Genomic DNA, 20,724 nt, shown 5'->3' with positions numbered 1-20,724 from the left:
ATGAACATTCGAGCTGCGAGATTGGGTGACGAAGACGCAATCCATGGATTGATCTCAGAGTTGGCTTTGTATGAAAAAGCTCCGGATGAAGTCACCAATACCACCGAGAAACTGAAAGTTGACCTGTTCGTTGACAAAGTGTGTGAAGCGCTCGTGGTTGAGAACGAGTCGCTCGAGATCGTTGGATTTGCTCTCTACTATCAATCTTATTCAACCTGGAAAGGACGATGCCTTTACCTGGAAGATTTTTACATCCAACCTGAGTTTCGGCGTGGAGGAATTGGTTCGCGCTTATTTTCCGAAGTGGTGAAAACCGCTAAAAAATGGGGAGTTAAACGAATGGACTGGCAGGTACTTGACTGGAATGAGCCGGCAATTGAATTCTATAAAAAACACCAGGCTGTTCTGGACCCGGAATGGGTGAATGGTCGTTTGTTTTTTTGATCTAAAAGTTTCGGATTTTGATAATCGGTTTTCACTTCCTGGAAAAAACACCAGGGATTTCTGTTTCGTAAGAAGGATCTTTTTCTTTTATAGTTTTGATACTGCGAGCAAAGCCCCAATTACATAAAAGGGAAAACGAGACAAATACAGAAAATTGTTATCCGTCCTTTTGATTGATCGGTGAAAATAAAAGACTTTCGTTTCGGTTACTTATGCCGAAAAGTGCTTGTCATTTGGGATCCTGATCCCTTCTTTTCGTGGATAAGTCTGAAAGGGAAGTCTGCTCGAAAGTCGTAATTGGGAGAAAGGCATTTTTGCTTACTTTTTTTGCCTTGGAAAAAAGTAAGATGATTAAATTCGTAGCATGATATTGCGCCCCTTTTTGAGTAATCGTCCAATGGTGTTATTACTATTGATTCCGATCGTTGCCGGATTTCAATTGCTGAACGCACAGTATCATTTCCATGCTTTACTCGATGTCATAGATTTAGGGCTTTGGGGAAAAACAACTTTTTTGAGTTCCTGGTGGACCTCAATCATTGCTTCGGCAATTGTTATTGCAAATGCGATCCAGATCAATTTCCTGTTTAACGTGCATGAATTTTTGGACAGGAACAATTACGGACCTTCCTTGTTCTATGTGGTATTGATGAGTTTCTCTCATTCTTTTTACCAGGTAGATGCCGTTTTAATCTGTCATTTATTCTTGCTTCAATCGCTGCGTTTGCTGTTCCAGTTAAAAACCCATGAATCAAACCATGCACCTGCATTCAACAGCGCTTTTTTTGTCGGGTTATCGGCATCATTCCTTACCCCAAGTGCAGTATTAATTATTCCTTTTTGGTTCTCAGCCTGGGCATTGCACCCCTTTAGTTTCAGACAATGGCTCCTGATGATTATCGGTTTTCTGCTCCCGATCGCAAATGGATTGACCTGGTGGTGGTTCTCCGGGCACACGATCTCTGCACGCATTCTACGCCATTCTTCGCTGATCAAATACGAAGAGGTATTCTTCTATGGTACTTCCGCAACCATCGTTATTCTTTTCCTTTTAAGTATTATCGGAATTCAGATCCGGGTGCGTGTAAGTAATATCCGTTTTAAGAAATTGAACCGTGCTTTAATCTGGATACTAATCGGAACACTGCTATTGGGAGTAGCGGAAATGATTATTTATCAACAGTCGGAATGGATCAGTATGCTCTTCATACCGCTGAGTTTCTTTTTCACATTCGCCTTTATTCACCGGATTTGGCAGCGGGTTGCAAGCATCTTTTTTTACCTGACCTTAATTATAGCTGTTGCTAAATTTTTCCTCATTACATACATGGTTGTCTAAGTAGATTGACTAACTTTGTGGCCATTCATGAATTGACGGGCTTCCGTCGCAAAAATAGATCAATGAAATTTGGTGTTGTTACCTTTCCGGGTTCCAATTGTGATGAAGACATGGTATATGTACTTGAGACAATTATGGGCCAACAAGTAGAACGTTTATGGCATAAAGATACCAGCTTGAAAGGGGTGGACTTTGTCATTCTTCCGGGTGGATTCTCTTACGGGGATTATTTACGTTCCGGGGCAATTGCAAAACTTTCTCCGATTATGGGGGAGATTATGAACCACGCTGATAAAGGTGGTTATGTGATGGGTATTTGCAATGGTTTCCAGATTTTGACGGAAAGCGGTTTGCTTCAGGGCGCTTTGCTCCATAATAACAACCAAAAGTTCATTTGTAAAAACGTATACCTGAAACCGGCAACTTCAAACAGTGCAATCACAAAAGGATTGGATGCTGCTAAAGCCTATAAAATTCCGATTGCTCACGGTGAAGGAAGATTTTATGCTCCGGATGAAACGATGAAATCTATTTTGGATAATGACCAGGTATTATTTCATTATGTAAACGAAGAAGCACAGGTTTCCGAAGAAAGTAACCCGAACGGATCGTTGCACAACATCGCAGGAATTTGTAACCAGGGAAGAAATGTATTCGGAATGATGCCTCACCCTGAAAGAGCTGCAGACGGAGCTTTGGCTAATGAGGATGGAAAACGTTTCTTCGAATCAATCTTGAAATTCTGTTAATATGCGCATTTTATTGTTAGGTTCAGGAGGAAGAGAGCATGCAATTGCCTGGAAGATTGCTCAAAGTTCACATTTGGAGCAGTTGTTTATTGCGCCCGGAAATGCAGGAACGCGACTTCACGGAACAAACGTGGAAATGTCTGCAACGGATTTCCCTGCTATTAAAGCATTTGTTCTTGCTGAAAATATCAATATGGTGATTGTTGGGCCCGAAGATCCGTTGGTGAAGGGAATCCACGATTTCTTCCTGGCTGATGCACAGTTGAAAAATATTCCGGTAATTGGTCCGAACAAAGAAGCTGCCCAGTTGGAAGGAAGTAAAGACTTTGCGAAAGCATTTATGATGCGCCACAATATTCCGACAGCTAAATACGCAACTTTCACTAAAGATACCCTGGAACAAGGCTACAAATTCCTGGAAGGAATGAAAGCTCCATACGTATTAAAAGCAGATGGACTGGCTGCAGGAAAAGGGGTTTTGATACCGGAAACACTTGCTGAAGCAAAAGACGAATTGAAAAGTATGCTTGCCGATGCAAAATTCGGTGATGCATCTTCCCGTGTTGTTATCGAACAATTCTTAAAAGGAATCGAATGCTCCGTTTTTGTTCTGACTGACGGAGAATCCTATAAAATCCTTCCGGAAGCAAAAGATTATAAACGCATCGGGGAAGGTGATTCCGGGTTGAATACCGGGGGAATGGGAGCTGTCTCACCGGTTCCTTTCTGTGACAAAACGTTCATGGACAAGATTGAGAACCAAATCATTATCCCGACGGTCAAAGGATTGAAGCAAGACGGAATTACATACAAAGGATTTATCTTCTTCGGGTTGATCAATGTAAAAGGTGAGCCTTACGTAATTGAGTACAACTGCCGTATGGGAGATCCTGAAACAGAAGTGGTAATGCCGCGTTTGAAATCGGATTTGATCGACTTATTGGAAGGTGTAGCTACAAACACGCTTTCCGAATGTGATATCCAGTTTGAAGAAAGAAGTGCCTGTACCGTAATGATGGTTTCGGGCGGCTACCCGGATGCTTACGAAAAGGGAAAAGTAATCAACGGGATCAACAGTGTTACGGACAGTTTGGTGTTCCATGCCGGAACTTCAAGCGATGGGCCGGTGGTACTATCAAACGGAGGCCGGGTTCTGGCTGTTACTTCTTACGGGCGAAACCTGGAAGCGGCATTGGAACGTTCTTACGCAAGTATTGAGAAAATTTCTTTCGACAAAGCATATTTCAGAAAAGACATCGGCTTCGACGTTGTTTAATAAAATACATATTCTATTCGGTGGGCACGCGATTTATCGCGTGCCCACGTGTTTTTGTTCGTATTTTTTCATTAATTTCATTGCTTTCTGTAGCTGAATGGACCCTGCCGTCATTATAATTCTTGCATCACTGCTATTTTCTGCTTACTCTTCAGGAATGGAGATAGCCTTCGTTTCTTCCAACCGGCTGAAAGTAGAGCTGGATCGCGGAAAGAATTCCTGGTACAGTAAACTATTGAATGTTTTCTACGGAAACGATGGACATTTCCTGGCAACTCTTCTTATAGCAAACAACATTGGAATTGTCATTTTCGGGATGTACATGGCAGACAGCCTGGATCCTTTGATCAATTCCTGGGGAATTAAACAGGAATACCTGGCCATTCTGCTCCAGACCATTATTTCCACCCTGATCGTACTAACCAGTGCCGAATTTTTGCCGAAAGTTATTTTCCAGATCAATCCGAACGGGATTTTCCGCTTAGGATCTGCTCCCATGTTTTTGATTTATTGGATTTTATACATTCCGACCAAATTGATTGTTTGGATGAGCAATGGTCTGCTGCGTCTTTTTGGAATCCGGGTAGAACAATCGGAAAAAGTGCTTTCGCGGATTGACTTGCAGCATTTTGTGCAGGATGTGAATGATCGGATGGAAGATGAAGCCGATTTGGGAAATGAGATCCAGATCTTGCAAAATGCACTTGATTTTTCGAAGATTAAAGCCCGCGACTGCATGGTTCCCAGAATGGAAATCGAAGCAATTGATGTAGAAGAAAGCATCGAGAACCTGCATGCCAAGTTTGTGGAAACCCGTTTGTCAAAACTACTTTTGTACAGGGATTCTGTCGATAATATTATCGGTTATGTACACTCTTATGAGTTATTCAAAAAGCCGGCTGCTATTACACAGATTCTCCGGCCGATTTCTTTTGTTCCGGAAGCCATGCCGGGTAAAGAATTACTTGAATTATTTACTAAGAAGAGCCAGTCAATTGCAGTAGTTGTGGATGAGTATGGAGGAACTTCAGGTGTGGTAACGATCGAGGATGTGATTGAGCAGATTTTCGGTGAAATTGAAGACGAACACGATGATGAAACCTGGCTCGAAGAACAAATCGACGAAAATACCTATCGCTTTTCGGCACGTGCGGAAATCTCATACCTGAACAGAACTTATGGCCTGAAATTACCCGAATCCGATTCCTATGAAACACTCGGTGGCCTGGTCATCCACGAATTGGAAACCATTCCACAGGGCGGAGAAGAAATAGAAGTTGAAAAATGGACACTTATCGTAGAAGAAGTAACCGACAGACGGATTGAGGTTATAATGCTAAGCAGGGAGTGACAGGACAGGTGAGAGAAGAGAATCATTTTTAGATCTCTGGGAAGTGAAATTCGTCATATGACTTATTGAAACAGAAACCCTTTTCTTCTTTCTTCGCAGTAAGATGAAAATAACAAACCATTATATTTTCCCTGTTCTGCTGATTGCGCTGCTGCCATTTTCCGATGCTTTGTGTCAACAGGATTATATTATTGTGGAAACCAACGATACGATTAAGGGAAGTATTACACAGGTATTTCCCTTTTTCAGTAAGAAAATAAAGATCCGCACAGAGACTGGTAAAGCACAATTTAGTTACTCGCAGGTCCGTGAGTATCGGAAAAAGGGCGTGAAATTCATGAAGGCTAAAAGAATGAGTTTAAAGGGAAAACCGTTGACTTATCATTGTAAGGTTCTTGTGGATGGAACTATGAGATTGCTTGAGGAAACACAGCAGGAAGGCGCTGAATATTTTCTTTATTATCACGGAGAGTTCCTTCACGTCAACTGCAAATATTTTTCCGATGAAATATGGGATATGCTGACACAATGTCCGGAATTTTCAGAAAAGTATACGGATTACCGGATCGGTATCAAAGCAGAAGATTGGATGGTATTTCCCGCACAGCGAAGAATATGGGTCGAGATGATTCATTACTGGAATCAGCAATGCTCTTAAAAATTGAAAAAAGACAAGATTCAAAATCTTTCTATTTTAAAATTCTCCGTTTTCAATTGAATAGCTGAATTGTTCTGTTGTACCCGGAAGCAATTTTCTTATTCCTGCCTTTTCCTCCAATTTTCCGCTCGTATTTGCGTGATCTGCCCAGCCCCACCAGGGTTCTATGCAAATGAACGGAGCTCCTTTTTTTGTCCAGAAACCAATTGCCGTCCAGTTTTCGCAATTCATTTGTACTAGTGTTTCTCCGTTTTGATGTTTCAGGCTAACGGACTTGAAGACCGGGTTTTTCAGCACAAAAGCATCCTTTTCGAAAAGTTCTTCTCCCAGGTTTAAATGATTGGAAACCCCGTAATAACTGGTTTCTCCGGAGAAATAGCTTCCTTCCAGTTCTTCCCGTTCCATTTGGATCGCCTCATCGAATTCCAGGTAATAATTTTCCAGTGGTTCGTTCAATTGAAAAGCGGGATGCCCTCCAACCGAATAATACATCGGTTCATTTCCGGTATTTTGCGTTTCGTAAGAAATGCTAATTCCATTTTCAGTCAGGGAATAACAGACATCGAATACAAAAGAAAACGGATAGACATCCATCGATTGAGGATTTGAAATCAGGCGTAAACGAAGCGAGTTCTCCGTTTGTTCCACTACTTCAAATTCCCGGTCACGCGCAAATCCGTGCTGCGACAGTTTGTATAGTTTTCCTTCGAAATGATATGAATCACCGACTAATCTTCCCACGATAGGAAATAAGTTCGGAGCAACCCGGTTCCAGTGGTCCGTTTGTTTGGACCAGAGGATATTCCCGTTTGTTTCGTTGCCAAGGAAAGTAAGTTCTGCACCATGCAGGTTGATAGCTGCGCGCAGAAATTGGTTTTGAAGTTTGATAGATGCACCCATGTGCACTTAAAAATAGTTAATTTAAAGAACAGAACTCACGGAACGGAACAATTTCATGCCTAACTCTTGGAAATCAATAAAAAATGCGTATATTTGCATCACATTTTAGTAATTAGACCGAATGAGGGGACGCAAGTCCCCTCTTTTTATCTCGTATGATTTCAAAACAAACAGTAAGGCAATTAGCAGAAGAACGCATCAAAGACCGCGACGAACGCTTGTTTATCGTGGAACTTACGATCAGTGCTTCCAATGTGATACGCCTGGAGTTGGATAAGACAGAAGGAAATGTTTCGATCGAAGACTGTATGTCGGTTTCAAGAAACATTGAGCACAACCTGGACCGTGAAGATGCGGATTTTGAGCTGCATGTTTCCTCTGCCGGATTGGATAAGCCTTTGCGGGTTCATGCACAGTATGTGAAAAACATCGGGCGTGACCTGGATGTGAAATTGAAGTCAAAAGAAAAAACAACGGGAACACTGATTGCTGTAGATGAAGCCGGAATTGTGCTGAAGCGTGAAGAAAAACAGGCAGTTGAAGGCAAAAAGAAAAAGGAACTGGTGGTGATCGAGAACAAGATCGCTTTTTCAGATATAAACGAAGCAAAAATTGTTATTTCATTTAAATAAGAAGCTATGAACAGCTTGGAATTAGTAGAATCGTTTTCCGAGTTCAAAGAACTCAAAAGCATCGACAAACAAACGATGCAGCACGTGTTAGAAGACGTATTTCGTGCGATGTTGAAGAAAAAATTCAACACAGACGAGCACATCGATGTGATTGTAAACATTGATAAAGGAGACGTTCAGATTTTCGTGAACAAGGAAATTGTTGCGGATGGTGAGGTCGAAGATCAAAACACGGAAATCGCTTATTCGGATGCTATCAAGATCGAGCCGGATTTCGAGATCGGTGAAGAGGTGTCGGAAGAATTCCGTTTTGCGGATTTCGGACGCAGAAACATTTTATCGCTTCGTCAGAATTTGATTTCTCGTATCCTTGAACTGGAGAAAGATCATTTGTACAAGAAATACAAAGAACGTATCGGTGAGATTATCACCGGTGAAGTTTACCAGGTTTGGAAGAAAGAGATCATGGTATTGGATGATGAGAACAACGAGTTGATCCTTCCGAAATCCGAGCAGATTCCTTCTGACTACTTCAAGAAAGGTGAATCTATTCGTGCAGTTGTTTCGAAAGTGGACATGCGTAACAGTTCTCCGGTAATTATCCTTTCACGTATCGCGCCTGAATTCCTGGAGCGTTTATTCGAATTGGAAGTTCCCGAGGTATTCGACGGATTGATCACTATCAAGCGTATCGTTCGTGAACCGGGAGAAAGAGCAAAAGTAGCAGTAGAATCTTACGACGACCGTATTGACCCGGTTGGAGCATGTGTTGGTATGAAAGGTTCCCGTATCCACGGAATCGTTCGTGAGCTGCGCAATGAAAACATTGACGTGATCAATTTCACAAACAACCCGAAATTGTTCATTCAGCGTGCATTGTCTCCGGCAAAAATTACCAACATCGAAATCGATGAAGAAGAAAAGCGTGCAAGTGTATTCCTGAAGCCGGACCAGGTTTCTCTGGCAATCGGAAAGGGAGGATACAACATTCGTTTGGCAGGAAGATTATCCGGGTACGAAATTGACGTGTTCCGCGATGGTGAGTCTGACAACGAAGATGTTGACTTAGAAGAATTTGCAGATGAGATCGACAGCTGGATCCTGGATGAATTGAAAGCGGTTGGTTGTGATACAGCGAAATCTGTATTGGAATTGACAGTGGAAGATTTGGTTCAGCGTACAGATTTGGAAGAAGAAACAATACAAGAAGTATTGCGTATCCTTCGCTCGGAATTTGAGTGATAAGAACCAGCTGAGCCGGTGATATTCAACAAACATTAGCCCAGTTGCACACAGTCAAATTCTAGTGATGGAAGCGTCAATATTAAAATAATAAAATTGGTTGAAAGCCGGTCAGGAGAAAAATACCTGACCGATTTTCACCTAAATCTGATTAACACTAACTATCTTTACACAGCGAAATGGGTTCAATCCCTATCAGCTACGGCAGATGGAAGGTTGAACATTAATTAAAAGAAGCAAATAATATATGTCTGGTAAAACACAGCGTTTAGGAAAAGCAGCAGGAGAATTGAATGTAGGAATCTCTACGATCGTCGACTTTTTGGCGTCGAAGGGACAGGCTATTGACTCCAATCCAAATACGAAGTTGGATCCGGAGCAGTATGACATGTTGCGCACTCAATTTGCGGCTGACCAAAATTTAAAGGAGCAATCCAAAATGACGGCGGTCAAAAGAGAGAAGCGCGAGACAATTACTTTGCGCGATATCAAAGAAGAACCGAAGTCTCATGACGATGAGGAGCATTTTGATAACAACGCGACAGAGCAAGCAAAACCTGCACCGGCTGTTACTCCGAAAGTTGATCGCATGTCGCCGACAGCTTCAGCGATGGCACAAACTCCAAAAGCAGAGGAGAAAACAGAAACTCCTGAACCTGCTGTTGAGAAACCAGCTGAAGAACCGAAACCAAAAGCTCCCGAAGAGCCGGCTGCTCCGTCAGCTGATGGTGGTATTCAGGTTATTGGTAAGATCGACCTGGATAAGTTGAACACCAAAACAAGACCGGACAAACGCAAAAAAGAGGACGGCCCGATCGATAAAAGCGATTACCCGAAACCTCCGGCTGCACCGGCTGCACCTGAAAAAGAAGAAGTGCAAGCAAAGGAAACTCCGGCACCGGAACCTGAAGCTCCGAAAGAAATAGAAACAATCCGTGTAGAAAGACAAAAATTGTCCGGACCTACGGTACTTGGAAAAATTGAATTACCTGTTGAGAAACCGAAATCCGTTGGTTCTTCTCGTCCGGGTGATGACCGTAAGAAACGCAAGCGCATTAAGAAAGTTGATGTAGCTAAAACCCCGGGAGCAAATCCGCAGGCTGGACAGGGAACACAAGGAGGTGGAAACCGTCCGGGTGGCCAGGGTCAGGGTGGAAATCGTCCGGGTGGAGGAAACTTCAACCGCGGAGGAAACAACTTCCGAAAAGGAGGACCTATCGACAAGCCTGCAGTTTCTGAACAGGATATCCAGAAAGAAATTAAAGATACATTGGCTCGTTTATCTTCCCAGGGAGGTAAATCGAAAGCATCCAAGAACCGTCGTGCAAAACGTGATGATCGTGCACAACGTCGTGAGCTGGAGCAGATGGAAGCAGAACTTCAGGAAAAAATCTTGAAATTGACGGAGTTCGTTACCGTGTCAGAATTGGCATCGATGATGAACGTTTCCCCGACACAGGTTATCTCGGCTTGTATGTCATTGGGAATCTTTGCTTCTATCAACCAGCGATTGGATGCTGAAACGATCCAGATCGTAGCGGAAGAATTCGGATTCGAAACAGAATTCGTTTCTGCTGATGTTCAGGAAGCAATTCCTGAAGTGGAAGATAAAGAAGAAGACCTGATCGAACGTCCACCGATTATTACGGTAATGGGACACGTTGACCACGGTAAAACTTCCTTATTGGATAAGATCCGTAATGCAAACGTAACAGCCGGTGAAGCCGGAGGAATTACTCAGCATATCGGTGCTTATTCGGTTACTTTGAAAGATGGTCGTAAAATGACATTCTTAGATACACCGGGTCACGAAGCCTTTACGGCGATGCGTGCTCGTGGTGCCCAGGTAACTGACGTTGCAATTATCATTGTTGCTGCGGACGACGACGTGATGCCTCAAACAAAAGAAGCAATCTCTCACGCTCAGGCGGCCAACGTACCAATGGTATTCGCGATCAATAAAATTGATAAGCCGGGTGCAAACCCTGATAAAATCCGCGAACAGCTTTCTGCCATGAATATCCTGGTGGAAGAATGGGGTGGAAAATACCAGTGCCAGGAAATTTCAGCAAAACAGAATTTGAACATCGACGAGTTGCTGGATAAAGTATTGTTGGAAGCAGAGATCCTGCATTTGCGTGCAAATCCGAATAAGAATGCGGTCGGTACCGTGATCGAATCCTCTTTGGATAAAGGAAAAGGATATGTGACAAACATGCTGGTTCATGCCGGAACAATGAAGGTAGGAGATGTAGTATTGGTAGGACGAAACTACGGTCGTGTCCGCGCAATGCACGATGAGCATGGAATTGCTTTGAAAGAAGCTGGTCCGGCGCAGCCGGTATCCGTATTGGGGATCAATGGAGCTCCTTCTGCCGGAGATACTTTCCACGTAATGGATGACGAGCGCGAAGCGAAATCAATTGCTACGAAACGTGAGCAGTTGTACCGTGAGCAGGGTCTTCGTACGAACAAGCACATTACCCTGGATGAGATCGGTCGTCGTTTGGCAATCGGAGATTTCAAGGAATTGAACCTGATCGTGAAAGGTGACGTGGATGGTTCCATCGAAGCATTGTCCGATTCATTATTGAGACTTTCAACCGAAGAAATCCAGGTAAACATCGTTCACAAAGGAGTTGGTGCGATTACCGAAGCTGATGTGAACTTAGCGTCTGCTTCTGATGCAATCGTGATCGGATTCCAGGTAAGACCATCAGTTGCAGCACGTAAATTGGCTGAGCAGGAACAAATTGACATCCGTTTGTACTCAGTAATCTACAAAGCGATAGATGAGTTGAAAGCTGCGATGGAAGGAATGTTGTCTCCGGATATCGAAGAGAAAATTATCGGAACAGCAGAAATCCGCGAAACATTCGAGATCACGAAAGTGGGTACAATTGCAGGATGTTATGTAATGGACGGAATTATCAAACGTACTTCCAAGATTCGTGTTATCCGTGACGGAATCGTAATTCATACGGGAGTTCTCGGATCATTGAAACGTTTCAAAGATGATGTAAGAGAAGTGAAGAACAATTACGAATGTGGTTTGAACATTGACAAGTTCAACGATATTAAAATCGGTGACTTGGTTGAAGCTTACGAAGAAGTGGAAGTTGCAAGAAAATTGTAATTCAATCAGATACACATTAAACAAGTAGGGGCGGAAAATTTTCCGCCCCTACTTGTTTTGATAATTGGATAGAACTGGGCAGGTTAAATTGAAATGATAAGACAAATCAATACTCGTTGAAAATTTTAGCAGTCACTATTCAAATATGCTTAACTTTGTTTCCATGATCGCTCCCGGTTCTAAAGGATGGATTGCCAAATACTTGCAACTGATAGCCTCAGGTGAAATTTCTATTGATCTGCAAAAACCTGAAGATCTGACACGTGCAGAATTCAATCATTATACTCTTTCCCAAACGGGAATTATCTTCGGTTATCCTTCCAAATTATTGTTTGGAAAAAACCTGGATACATCCAAATGGACACACGATGAGCAACTTACGGTGCTTCTTTTTGAATCGTTGTTATTTACACATCTCAATATCCAGGGAAGGACAAAGCTGAAAGCGGATGAGTTTTTGAATGACCTGAATATCTTCTATAAAAAACACCGCGTACAATCCCTTGGATCTGTTTTGACCTTTTTTCTGAAGGAAAGTGCATCGGAGAAAATTGAGCGCATCCTGGAAAAACGAACGGATGTTCCTAAGAATTTGACAAACACCAAGTCTTGGATGAGTTATTTCAACAATTCATTCATTTATCTGGATGTCATTTTATTTGAGGATTTCCTGAAAAACAAACGGAAACAAACCCTTGATTACCAGAAACTGGCTCTTTTAGCCCTGGGAATTATTTCCATTTCTGCCTATTCGGACGGAGAGGTTCAGGAGCATGAAAAAAATCTCTTCAACACCTTCCTGCTTTCTGCCGATCTGGATTCAGATGAAAAGGAATTGGCCAAACTGCGCTTCCGGGAAGGAATTACCCTGAACGAACTAACCTGTGACCTGGTTGACTCCTGGAATTTCAAACGCTACCTGCTGGATCTTTCAGTGCTTACGATGCATATGAACCAAAGTTCACGTGAAACAGGTTTGGAAACCCTTATCACGCTAAAAAGATGGATGTCCTGCTCTGAACGTGACCTGGACGAAGCAATCTATTGTACAGATCAATTTTTGCTGGAAAATAATCAAAAGGTTTCGTACCTGAACGATTCGAATTCCATGGAACTCATGCTTGACAGTGTTTCGAGGCGCTGGATCAAAATTCTGGGAAGAAACAAAGATAAATTGGCTCAGGAGATCAAACAGAGTAAAGAATTAGTTTACCTGATCCGTAAATCTGCTTCGGAGGAATTGAGTAAGGAAGAAAAAGAGAAAGTGAAAACCCAGTTTATGGATATAGCGAAGTCTATGCCGGCACTGGCAATTTTTCTGCTGCCTGGCGGAGCATTGCTTTTGCCCATCGTTCTAAAGATTATTCCAAACCTGGTGCCTTCGGCATTCAAGGATAACGAACTGGAGGAGTGATTTTCCCGCAAACAAAAAGATGTCTGAATTATCTGGTTAATTTTGCCGTTCAATGATCCGGAACTATAAAGCAATTTCTCATTTCAAAGGTTTAAACACGCTGCGTTTTATTGCGGCTTTTTTGGTCGTGCTCCATCATGCGGAATCCTTAAGAAAAGATCATGAGCTGAAAAATCATCTGCGCGATTTCGGATTGTTCCAAAACGGTGCGCATGCGGTGAGTTTCTTTTTTGTATTGAGTGGCTTTTTGATCACATACCTGCTGTTAAAGGAACGAGAAGTAAAGAAGGATATTTCTATCAAACAATTCTACCTCAAACGGGTTTTCCGGATTTGGCCTTTGTATTTTTTGATGGTTATTATCGGTGCAATTATTCAGCCTTATTTCATTGAATGGTTCAATATTCCTTACGAAATGCCTTATACCATCGGTGAGACCTGGTATTATTTCATCTTCTTTGTTCCGGGAATGGTGAATTATTTCTTCGGGAGTAATTTACTGGAACCGCTTTGGTCTATCGGTGTGGAAGAAGTGTTCTATCTTATCTGGGCACCGCTTTTCAAATGGTTAAAGAAACACGTATTGAAACTGCTTTTGGGAGTAATTGCTTTCAAACTAATTTTAATCTCGATCAATACGTATTGGACTTTACCTGGAGTTTTGAGTTACCTGATCCGCATTCACCAGTTTGAAGCCATGGCAATCGGGGGCTTGGGAGCATACCTGGTTTTCAATTACGGAAAACAGATCAATGCTTCTTTGATTTATAGTGTTCCGGCACAAATTGGTGTGTATGCTTTAATCCTCGTCTTCATTGTTTTCGGAGCAAATATTCATTCCAATATCTGGCAGTTCTTCTTTGAACATCCGATTACTTCGGCAATTGTACCGAATGCCTTGTTCTTGTATCTGATCATTGGAGTTTCGGTGGTCGACAAAAATTTATTTACCCTCGAAAACCGCATATTTTCTTACCTGGGAGAAATTTCCTACGGAATTTACATGTTCCACTTGTTGATCCTGTCGCAAATCATTGAATTGTTGAAAGGCTTCGTTGCGGGTTCCGGAATGTTCCTGGAAACACTGTTCTATTATGGAGTTTCTATTCCATTGATCATTGGAGTATGCGCACTTTCAAAACGGACATTGGAGGCTTATTTCGAACGAAAGAAACAAAAGGTACTTGCTAAATTAACCGCAAAGAACGCGAGGGACGCAAAGTTTGATAGATAACCCCTTTGCGCTCTTTGCTCCTTCGCTGACCTTGCTTTGCCAGAGTGGCTACACAAAGGCAAGAGCTACGGCGTAAGTGTTCACTCTTTGCGGTGAAAAAATGGAGGATTAATCTTTGTGATAAAGGAAGTAGAACCCCTCGATATTATCTAAATAAGCACCATCAAATCCGGCGTTCAGTAATTTTTTGGTGTAGGAATCAGCATTCCCGTAAATAATTTCCTGCCATTCGTCTTTCCAGAATTTCACCCAGATCTCATCTTTGTAGCCGTCGTATTTCTTTTTCAGCCACAGCGGGTGATGCAGGCCCCAATTCTTCTTCCAGTAATAGCGGTACTTTTCAGCCGAACCAATGTTCATATAAGAAATGACTAATCGTTTTCCGCCATTCAGTTTTGTTTTCAAACTCGTGACATCTGCGGAAGTCAGTAGTTCGTCTCCGAAGAAAGCATCGATAATTACTACATCGAAATTCGTTTGTTGGATCGCACTTAGGAAACTTGCTTTATCGGGATAGCTTTCGGTACTGATCAGGTACAGGTAGTTTTGTGCCTGGTCCAGTGAGTGGATATCATCTGCATTTTCGTGGAATACTGTTGCAGGAATGTATTTGTAATCGTAATTCGAGTTGTAACGGGGAAATGCAATGAATTGCTCGACATCTGCCGCCTGGAAAGCATTCGCAGCATCGGCATCGTTACCCAAATAATCTGCAACCATTACTTTAATCGACGATCTGGCTTGCCGCAGCATTCCCAATCGATAATCATCCGGAGCATAGGAACCGTTGTTGTAGAATAACTCTTCAACGCCGTAGCCGTTTATTGCCTGTATCAAATCGCTTCTTAGTCCTTTTTCGGGATCAATATCGTTGAAAAGTATTTCTTCTCCGTTTTGGGGGATGAGTATAAAATCTGGGTCCTGTGCCCGTGCAAAGTTGCTGATCGAAATAATGAAATCCTGCATTTTCACACCGGCTTTCACAGTTTTCCGCTCTTTACAGGATAATCCGGATAAAACAATGAACAGGAACAAACACCCTTTTCTCATGAGCTAAGTATATCTGCTATAACGTTCCAGGTGGTTTCGGCAGTATAGTCCCACGAAAATAAAACCGAACGCTCCAGGCTTTTTTGGGACAGTTCAGCGTGCTTTTGTTCGTCAGACGCTAAGTAAATCATTGCTTTCGAAACTTCATCCGTATCAAAAGGATTGACATAGATCGCTGCTTCTCCGGCTACTTCGGGAAGACAAGTCAGGTTACCGGAAATGATGGGAATTCCGCAGCGCATGGCTTCCACCAACGGAATTCCGAATCCTTCAAAGTAAGGAATATAAGCCAGCGCAAAAGCTGCTCCCATGAGTTTATTCAATGCTTCCAGGGAAACGTGGCCCGAAAACAAAATGCGTTTTTTCAGATCTTCGGAAACTTCCGGAATGGAAGAAGCTTTGTTTGCCCACAAACTTTCGCCTACGATCATCAGGTCGATATCCGGGTTTACCAGGGCAAATTTCCCGAAAGCTTCAATCAGGCGGCCCACATTTTTCCGCGGATGTATCGCGCCTACAAAAATGAAGTAGGGCCTTCCATTCGTTTTTTCTGTGCGTATTTCTGCAATCTCTTCAGCTTTCAAAGGAACAAATGTTTCGGAAGCACCATTCCAGGCTACTGTGATTTTGGAAGTAGAAATTCCATACGACTTCACAATATCCTGTTTGGAATAATCGGAAACAGTGAGAATGTGACGTGCTTTTTTCGCAAATTTCGGAAAGTATTTGCGCAAATACCTCAATGGGCTTGCCGGGATATCTTCCGGATGGTGTTCAAAATTCAGATCGTGAATGACGCCAACCTGCGGAACAGGAGACTTTAGAGACAAATATCCATCCGGAGAATAGAACAGGTCGATGTCGTATTTTTTCAATGCTTTTTTGATCGAATATTCGAACCACCAAACAAATAAAACCGGATGACGCGCAGGCGGAAACAAAACCACCGGAGTAACATTTTCAGCAAAGACAAATTTCGGATCATAAGGCCTGTCGAAAAAGAAAATAAACTCGTGTTCCGGGTGATTTTCCACCAGGCGTTTTACCACTTCATACGTGTACCAGCCAAAACCTTCCATTTTGGAAGAAAGCAAGAAACGGGTATTGATTCCGATGCGCATGGATTCGAAGGTACGAACTAATATGAAAATCCGAGTTATTGGAAACAAAAAAGGGCACCGAAGTGCCCTCAAATAAGAATATAGAATGATTATCCTGCGATGTAGAATGTTAAATTTGCTCCAGGTTCAACTAGAGGGGATACATAACCGTAACCGCTGTTAATTGCATCTACATCGGTATAACCTGTAGGCATTTCTGGACTTGAATAATTTAGTCTTGGGCGGTAGAAAGTTGTTATACCACTAATTGTGAAGTATCCAAATCCGGAAGGAGGCGGGCCAAAAAGGATTGAAAATCCTCCTTGAAAACATCTAAGTTCAAGGTTGTCATGATAATTCAGCCCTTTTGAATAAAAGTCGTTTACGGTATTGTTGAAATACCAAGTACAAGCATTATTATATGTACTGTAGACATTAACAGCTGCTACTGTTCCAGGGACTGTTGGTCCGCCAATATCAAAAGAACTTTGATTGCTTAAACTATTGTAATAAACCAGTGATTTACTTTGACTTTTATTAAGTAAACGAAAGGCGTATAATTTTCCTTTTTCTTTATTAAAACTAAAATTTGTCCAATCGAATACTAATCCTACCGTGGCATTTGATTGTTCGTCAAAAAGTGGGTGGACATTTTCATTATTTTCTACCGTTGAAGCTACTTCTTCCATAAAGATTTTTGTCTGCTCCAACTTAGCAACATACTTCTTCAAGAACGCTTCATCATCCGAAGAAACTGTTAACGACAAGAATCCATTTTCAGGAGTTTCTCCCGGGATTTTAGCGACAGATGAAAATTTGTACTCATGCTTTGCCGGATTTTGATTTCCGGATTGAGAAACTGGTTTTTTTGAAGTGATTTCTTCTTTCTTGCAGGAAGAAAAGAATGTTAGGGACATTGCCATGATAGCAATTCCACCGATTAAGGTGATTTTTCTCATAAATGATTTATTAAATTAATTAGGACACGAAGATACGAAATATATTCAATAAATGATTAAAAAATAACCTTTTTTTGATTAAAAAAATGTTAATTTATTTTTTTAATCTGTCGCTGCTTGCTAAAATAAATTAAAGAATAACCTTGCAGAGAATAGAATACTACTTTTAGTTCCCAATCCGATTTTAATGAAAGCTCGTTGCCTGTTTATTTTTAGTTTCCTACTGACCTGTTGGGGAAATGCCCAAACGAACCTGCCCAAAAAGTTCCCGGATGATTCCCTGTGCTACAAAGTCTGGCTGGTCGACAATAAAATGGGCGGTTATGACGGTTACGAGTTCCGAAAGAACGGAGAACTGAAGTTATTGAACTACGACGGTTTTACCGGAGAAAAATGGTGGACAAAAGGAGATTATTTATACGTGGAAATCCGCTCGAAAAGAACCGGAAAAGTGCAAAGAACGGATTATCGAATCAAAAAACAGACAACAGATTCGCTGGTATTGAACTATTCTATTTGGGGAGACTCCTTTACAGATGTCTATGAGACCCTTACAGCTAATGATTTTACAGACAAACTTGTAGGGCATTGGGACGGAGAGGGAGGAAAGTACCTTCAAATCGTTCCGAAGAGTAATTTCCAGTTTCAATTAGTGATTCCCGCGGATTCGGAAGAAATGCCGTTAAGGGCAGAAGGATTCCTGGATGACAAAAACAAACGCATCATTTTTTATTTGGAACAGGAGGAAACAACCCTTTTTTTCGAGGCCGGACAGGAAACTATTTCTTTCGGGGGGAAATCTTATACCCGGAAGTGCAAAAAATGAATGAGTAATTAGAGAAAGGTGCGTTTTTGCTACTTAATCTAAAGCAGCTTGTATCTCATTCGCTTCATTTATAAGGGTAAACGGCACATTTATCCAAAATTTCCGGAATAAACAGACGCCTTCTTTCCAACTTTTCCTAACTTCGCGGCATCTTAGTGGAAATGAAGAACAGCGTTAAATATATTTTGCAGAAATTGTTGGGGTTGCACACCTATCTGTATGTCTTTGCGCTGTATAAAATCAGGACGCTTCGTTCAGACAAAAAGGAAAACGATTTTTTCACCTTTCTGTCTTTATTGAAAGATGGGAAAGGGGATGTATTGGATATCGGTGCGAACCTGGGAATCATGACTGTTCATTTGGCAAACAGCCTTCCCAATACGACGATCCATGCTTTTGAGCCCATGCCGGCAAATGTGAGTGTTCTGAAGCGTATTATCGCAAAATTCAAGCTGAAAAAAACAAAAATCCACGAAATCGCCCTGGGTGATGAATCCGGAACTGCAAAAATGGTACTTCCTGTAAACGGTCAAACGATTATGCAGGGCCTGAGCCACATCAAGCATGAAACCATTACGGAATGGAACGAAGGAAAAGAAGTGGACGTGCAATTGGATAAATTGGACAATGTTTTGAACGGTCAGGCGGTCCAGGCCATTAAAATCGATATCGAGAATTTTGAATATTTTGCACTGAAAGGTGCAAGCCGGATTATTACATCCAATAAACCGATCATTTACGCTGAACTTTGGGACAACGAGAACAGGTCGAAATGTTTTGAGTACCTGAGATCGTTCAGTTATTCCATTTTTGTGGGCGAGAACAACCAGATAGTTCCGTTTGATTCATCCAAACATCACACGCAAAACTTCATTTTCATCGCAGAATAAACACGGCTAATGCAAAAACTGTTTTTAAGAGGATTAGGCATTACGCTGTTATTGAATTTACTGGTTAAACCCGCTACGATTTTCCTGGTCGACATTAAAATGCAGAATGAACTGGGGGCAAGCTCATACGGAGTCTTCCAAACCATGCTCAACTTTACATTCCTCTTCTCCATGCTGCTGGATATGGGAATTACCAATTTCATGACACGCATGATCGCGCAGCATCCGCACATGATCCATAAATACAGCAACCGTCTGTTTACATTCCGTTTGATTCTGGTGCTTATTTATGTTCTTTGGACTGCTTGTTTATTCTTTATGCTTCGCTTTCCGGTCGAAAGACTGTGGATTCTGGGCGCGTTGATCATGCACCAGATCAGTATCATTACGGTAAATTACGTGCGTGCGTATACGGGGGGATTGTTGAAATTCGGACTGGATGCAGTGCTGTCCGTTTCTGAGCGTTCGATCTACTTTATTCTGGGAGGACTTTTGATTTACACCACTTTGGTTGAGCCTGTTTCCCTGAAATGGTTCGTTGCTGCTTTTGTTGGTTCTTCCGGGTTTTCGTTATTGGTAGCTACTTTTTTCTACCTCAAGATCGTTGCATTTCCTAGAATCCAATGGGATACGGATTTTTTCAAGGCAATTTTCCGCCAGTCCTATCCATACGCCATTTTGGTAATCATCATGATGCTTACTTCCCGTTTGGATGCTGTTTTCATTGAAAAATTACACCCGAACGGGACCAAACAGGTTTCTTATTACACCGAAAGTTTTCGATTGCTCGATGCCTGCTGGATGTTTGCAGTACTTTTCGGAAGTATTTTATTGCCGGTTTTTTCACGCGTACTGAAAGACAATACTTCCACAACCGGGATTATGACCAGTGCGCTGAACATCCTGTTTTCCGGTGGAATTCTTATGATTACACTGACTATCGGGATCAAGGAGTTTTTGTTTGATAAGTTGTACGATGACGCAAACTGGTATTCCTATAATGCCTGGATTTTCCATTCTATAACCTTCATTCCAATGTGTTTCACGGTGGTTTTCGGAACGCTTTTAACAGCCAACGGATCACTTCGCACCATGAACCAGATCGCTTTTCTTTCACTGATTATCATGTCGATCCTGAACGTTGTTCTGGTTCCTTTCTTTGGTGCGGTCGGTGCAGCAATTGCGTCTCTGGTAGCACAGTCCACCTTAGGGGTACTGCAGTACCTGGTTGTCCGTTACCGGATGAAACACCACCTGGCATCAAATACCTGGTTGAAGCTGATGATCCTCAGCACTTGCCTGATCATTGTGATGTTCCTGCAAATCAAATTCCAATGGAACCAATTGTATTATGTTCTTGGAATCGGGTTATTGTGGATGGCTTTGGTTTTCGGACTCAAAATTATTGACCTTGTTCAGGTGCTGAAAATGCTTGGAGGGAACAAAGAAGAACCGGCTACTGAGGAAAATTAAAAAATTATTCTTCCGCATGAATGCCAGCAGGACTTCAGACTTTCTCTTCGG

Annotated in this window: 18 protein-coding genes; 14 read left to right on the top strand and 4 right to left on the bottom strand. The window is 42.0% G+C overall.

All coding sequences use genetic code 11. The annotated features are described in order from the left end of the window. From QZT69_RS08830 to QZT69_RS08805, 6 genes are all read left to right on the top strand, one after another. Complete coding sequence (locus tag QZT69_RS08830) at positions 1-444, top strand: GNAT family N-acetyltransferase (RefSeq protein ID WP_294673184.1); 444 nt, start codon at positions 1-3, stop codon at positions 442-444. A gap of 364 nt (positions 445-808) precedes the next feature. Next, positions 809-1,783, top strand: a complete 975-nt coding sequence (locus tag QZT69_RS08825; protein WP_294673182.1) for a hypothetical protein — start codon at positions 809-811, stop codon at positions 1,781-1,783. 62 nt (positions 1,784-1,845) lie between these two features. Then, complete coding sequence (purQ, locus tag QZT69_RS08820) at positions 1,846-2,532, top strand: phosphoribosylformylglycinamidine synthase I (protein ID WP_294673180.1); 687 nt, start codon at positions 1,846-1,848, stop codon at positions 2,530-2,532. 1 nt (position 2,533) lies between these two features. Next, positions 2,534-3,808 carry a phosphoribosylamine--glycine ligase gene (gene purD / locus QZT69_RS08815; RefSeq protein WP_294673178.1) on the top strand — a complete coding sequence of 425 codons (1,275 nt, stop codon included), beginning with the start codon at positions 2,534-2,536 and terminating at the stop codon, positions 3,806-3,808. Positions 3,809-3,905: 97 nt separating this feature from the next. Next, complete coding sequence (locus QZT69_RS08810) at positions 3,906-5,159, top strand: hemolysin family protein (RefSeq protein ID WP_294673176.1); 1,254 nt, start codon at positions 3,906-3,908, stop codon at positions 5,157-5,159. 103 nt (positions 5,160-5,262) lie between these two features. Then, positions 5,263-5,817, top strand: coding sequence for a hypothetical protein (locus QZT69_RS08805; protein ID WP_294673175.1), 555 nt, complete (start codon positions 5,263-5,265; stop codon positions 5,815-5,817). Between the two features lie 36 nt (positions 5,818-5,853). Here QZT69_RS08805 and QZT69_RS08800 read toward each other — a convergent pair whose 3' ends face one another. Beyond that, positions 5,854-6,717, bottom strand: coding sequence for an aldose 1-epimerase family protein (locus tag QZT69_RS08800; protein ID WP_294673174.1), 864 nt, complete (start codon positions 6,715-6,717; stop codon positions 5,854-5,856). 155 nt (positions 6,718-6,872) lie between these two features. On the opposite strand from QZT69_RS08800, the gene rimP reads away from it, so the two are divergent. The 5 genes from rimP to QZT69_RS08775 all read left to right on the top strand — a co-directional run bounded on the left by rimP (position 6,873) and on the right by QZT69_RS08775 (position 14,375). Then, on the top strand, positions 6,873-7,349 hold the full coding sequence (rimP, locus tag QZT69_RS08795; protein ID WP_294673173.1) for a ribosome assembly cofactor RimP: 477 nt from the start codon (positions 6,873-6,875) through the stop codon (positions 7,347-7,349). A gap of 6 nt (positions 7,350-7,355) precedes the next feature. Further along, complete coding sequence (nusA, locus tag QZT69_RS08790; RefSeq protein ID WP_294673171.1) at positions 7,356-8,591, top strand: transcription termination factor NusA; 1,236 nt, start codon at positions 7,356-7,358, stop codon at positions 8,589-8,591. 247 nt (positions 8,592-8,838) lie between these two features. Further along, positions 8,839-11,727: a translation initiation factor IF-2 gene (infB, locus tag QZT69_RS08785; protein ID WP_294673169.1), complete on the top strand. Its 2,889-nt coding sequence runs from the start codon at positions 8,839-8,841 to the stop codon at positions 11,725-11,727. A gap of 145 nt (positions 11,728-11,872) precedes the next feature. After that, positions 11,873-13,141 carry an LETM1-related biofilm-associated protein gene (locus QZT69_RS08780; protein WP_294673167.1) on the top strand — a complete coding sequence of 423 codons (1,269 nt, stop codon included), beginning with the start codon at positions 11,873-11,875 and terminating at the stop codon, positions 13,139-13,141. A gap of 52 nt (positions 13,142-13,193) precedes the next feature. Next, a complete protein-coding gene (locus tag QZT69_RS08775; RefSeq protein WP_294673165.1) occupies positions 13,194-14,375 on the top strand; it encodes an acyltransferase in 1,182 nt (393 codons plus the stop codon). A 108-nt stretch (positions 14,376-14,483) separates the two neighbouring features. Here the strand turns inward: QZT69_RS08775 and QZT69_RS08770 are convergent, their stop codons facing one another. The 3 genes from QZT69_RS08770 to QZT69_RS08760 form a co-directional block, all read right to left on the bottom strand. After that, positions 14,484-15,425 (bottom strand): endo alpha-1,4 polygalactosaminidase, encoded by a 942-nt coding sequence (locus QZT69_RS08770; RefSeq protein WP_294673163.1) that lies wholly within the window; start codon positions 15,423-15,425, stop codon positions 14,484-14,486. Next, positions 15,422-16,546: a glycosyltransferase family 1 protein gene (locus QZT69_RS08765; protein WP_294673160.1), complete on the bottom strand. Its 1,125-nt coding sequence runs from the start codon at positions 16,544-16,546 to the stop codon at positions 15,422-15,424. The genes QZT69_RS08770 and QZT69_RS08765 overlap by 4 nt, the downstream gene beginning before the upstream one ends. A gap of 89 nt (positions 16,547-16,635) precedes the next feature. Then, the gene (locus tag QZT69_RS08760) at positions 16,636-17,484 is read right to left on the bottom strand and encodes a hypothetical protein (RefSeq protein ID WP_294673158.1); all 849 of its coding nucleotides are present in this window, start codon (positions 17,482-17,484) and stop codon (positions 16,636-16,638) included. A gap of 187 nt (positions 17,485-17,671) precedes the next feature. Between QZT69_RS08760 and QZT69_RS08755 the strand changes: the two genes are divergently transcribed. From QZT69_RS08755 to QZT69_RS08745, 3 genes are all read left to right on the top strand, one after another. Then, positions 17,672-18,310 carry a lipocalin family protein gene (locus tag QZT69_RS08755; RefSeq protein ID WP_294673156.1) on the top strand — a complete coding sequence of 213 codons (639 nt, stop codon included), beginning with the start codon at positions 17,672-17,674 and terminating at the stop codon, positions 18,308-18,310. A gap of 161 nt (positions 18,311-18,471) precedes the next feature. Beyond that, entirely contained in the window at positions 18,472-19,200 is a 729-nt protein-coding gene (locus QZT69_RS08750; RefSeq protein ID WP_294673154.1) for an FkbM family methyltransferase, read from the top strand. Positions 19,201-19,209: 9 nt separating this feature from the next. Next, positions 19,210-20,673 (top strand): oligosaccharide flippase family protein, encoded by a 1,464-nt coding sequence (locus QZT69_RS08745; RefSeq protein WP_294673152.1) that lies wholly within the window; start codon positions 19,210-19,212, stop codon positions 20,671-20,673. The last annotated feature ends 51 nt before the right edge of the window (positions 20,674-20,724 follow it).

It is taken from the genome of uncultured Fluviicola sp., from assembly GCF_902168135.1.
Lineage (GTDB): Bacteria > Bacteroidota > Bacteroidia > Flavobacteriales_D > Crocinitomicaceae > Fluviicola.
Note: the sequence above shows the minus strand (reverse complement) of the source record. Positions and strands in the feature narration are given on the sequence as shown.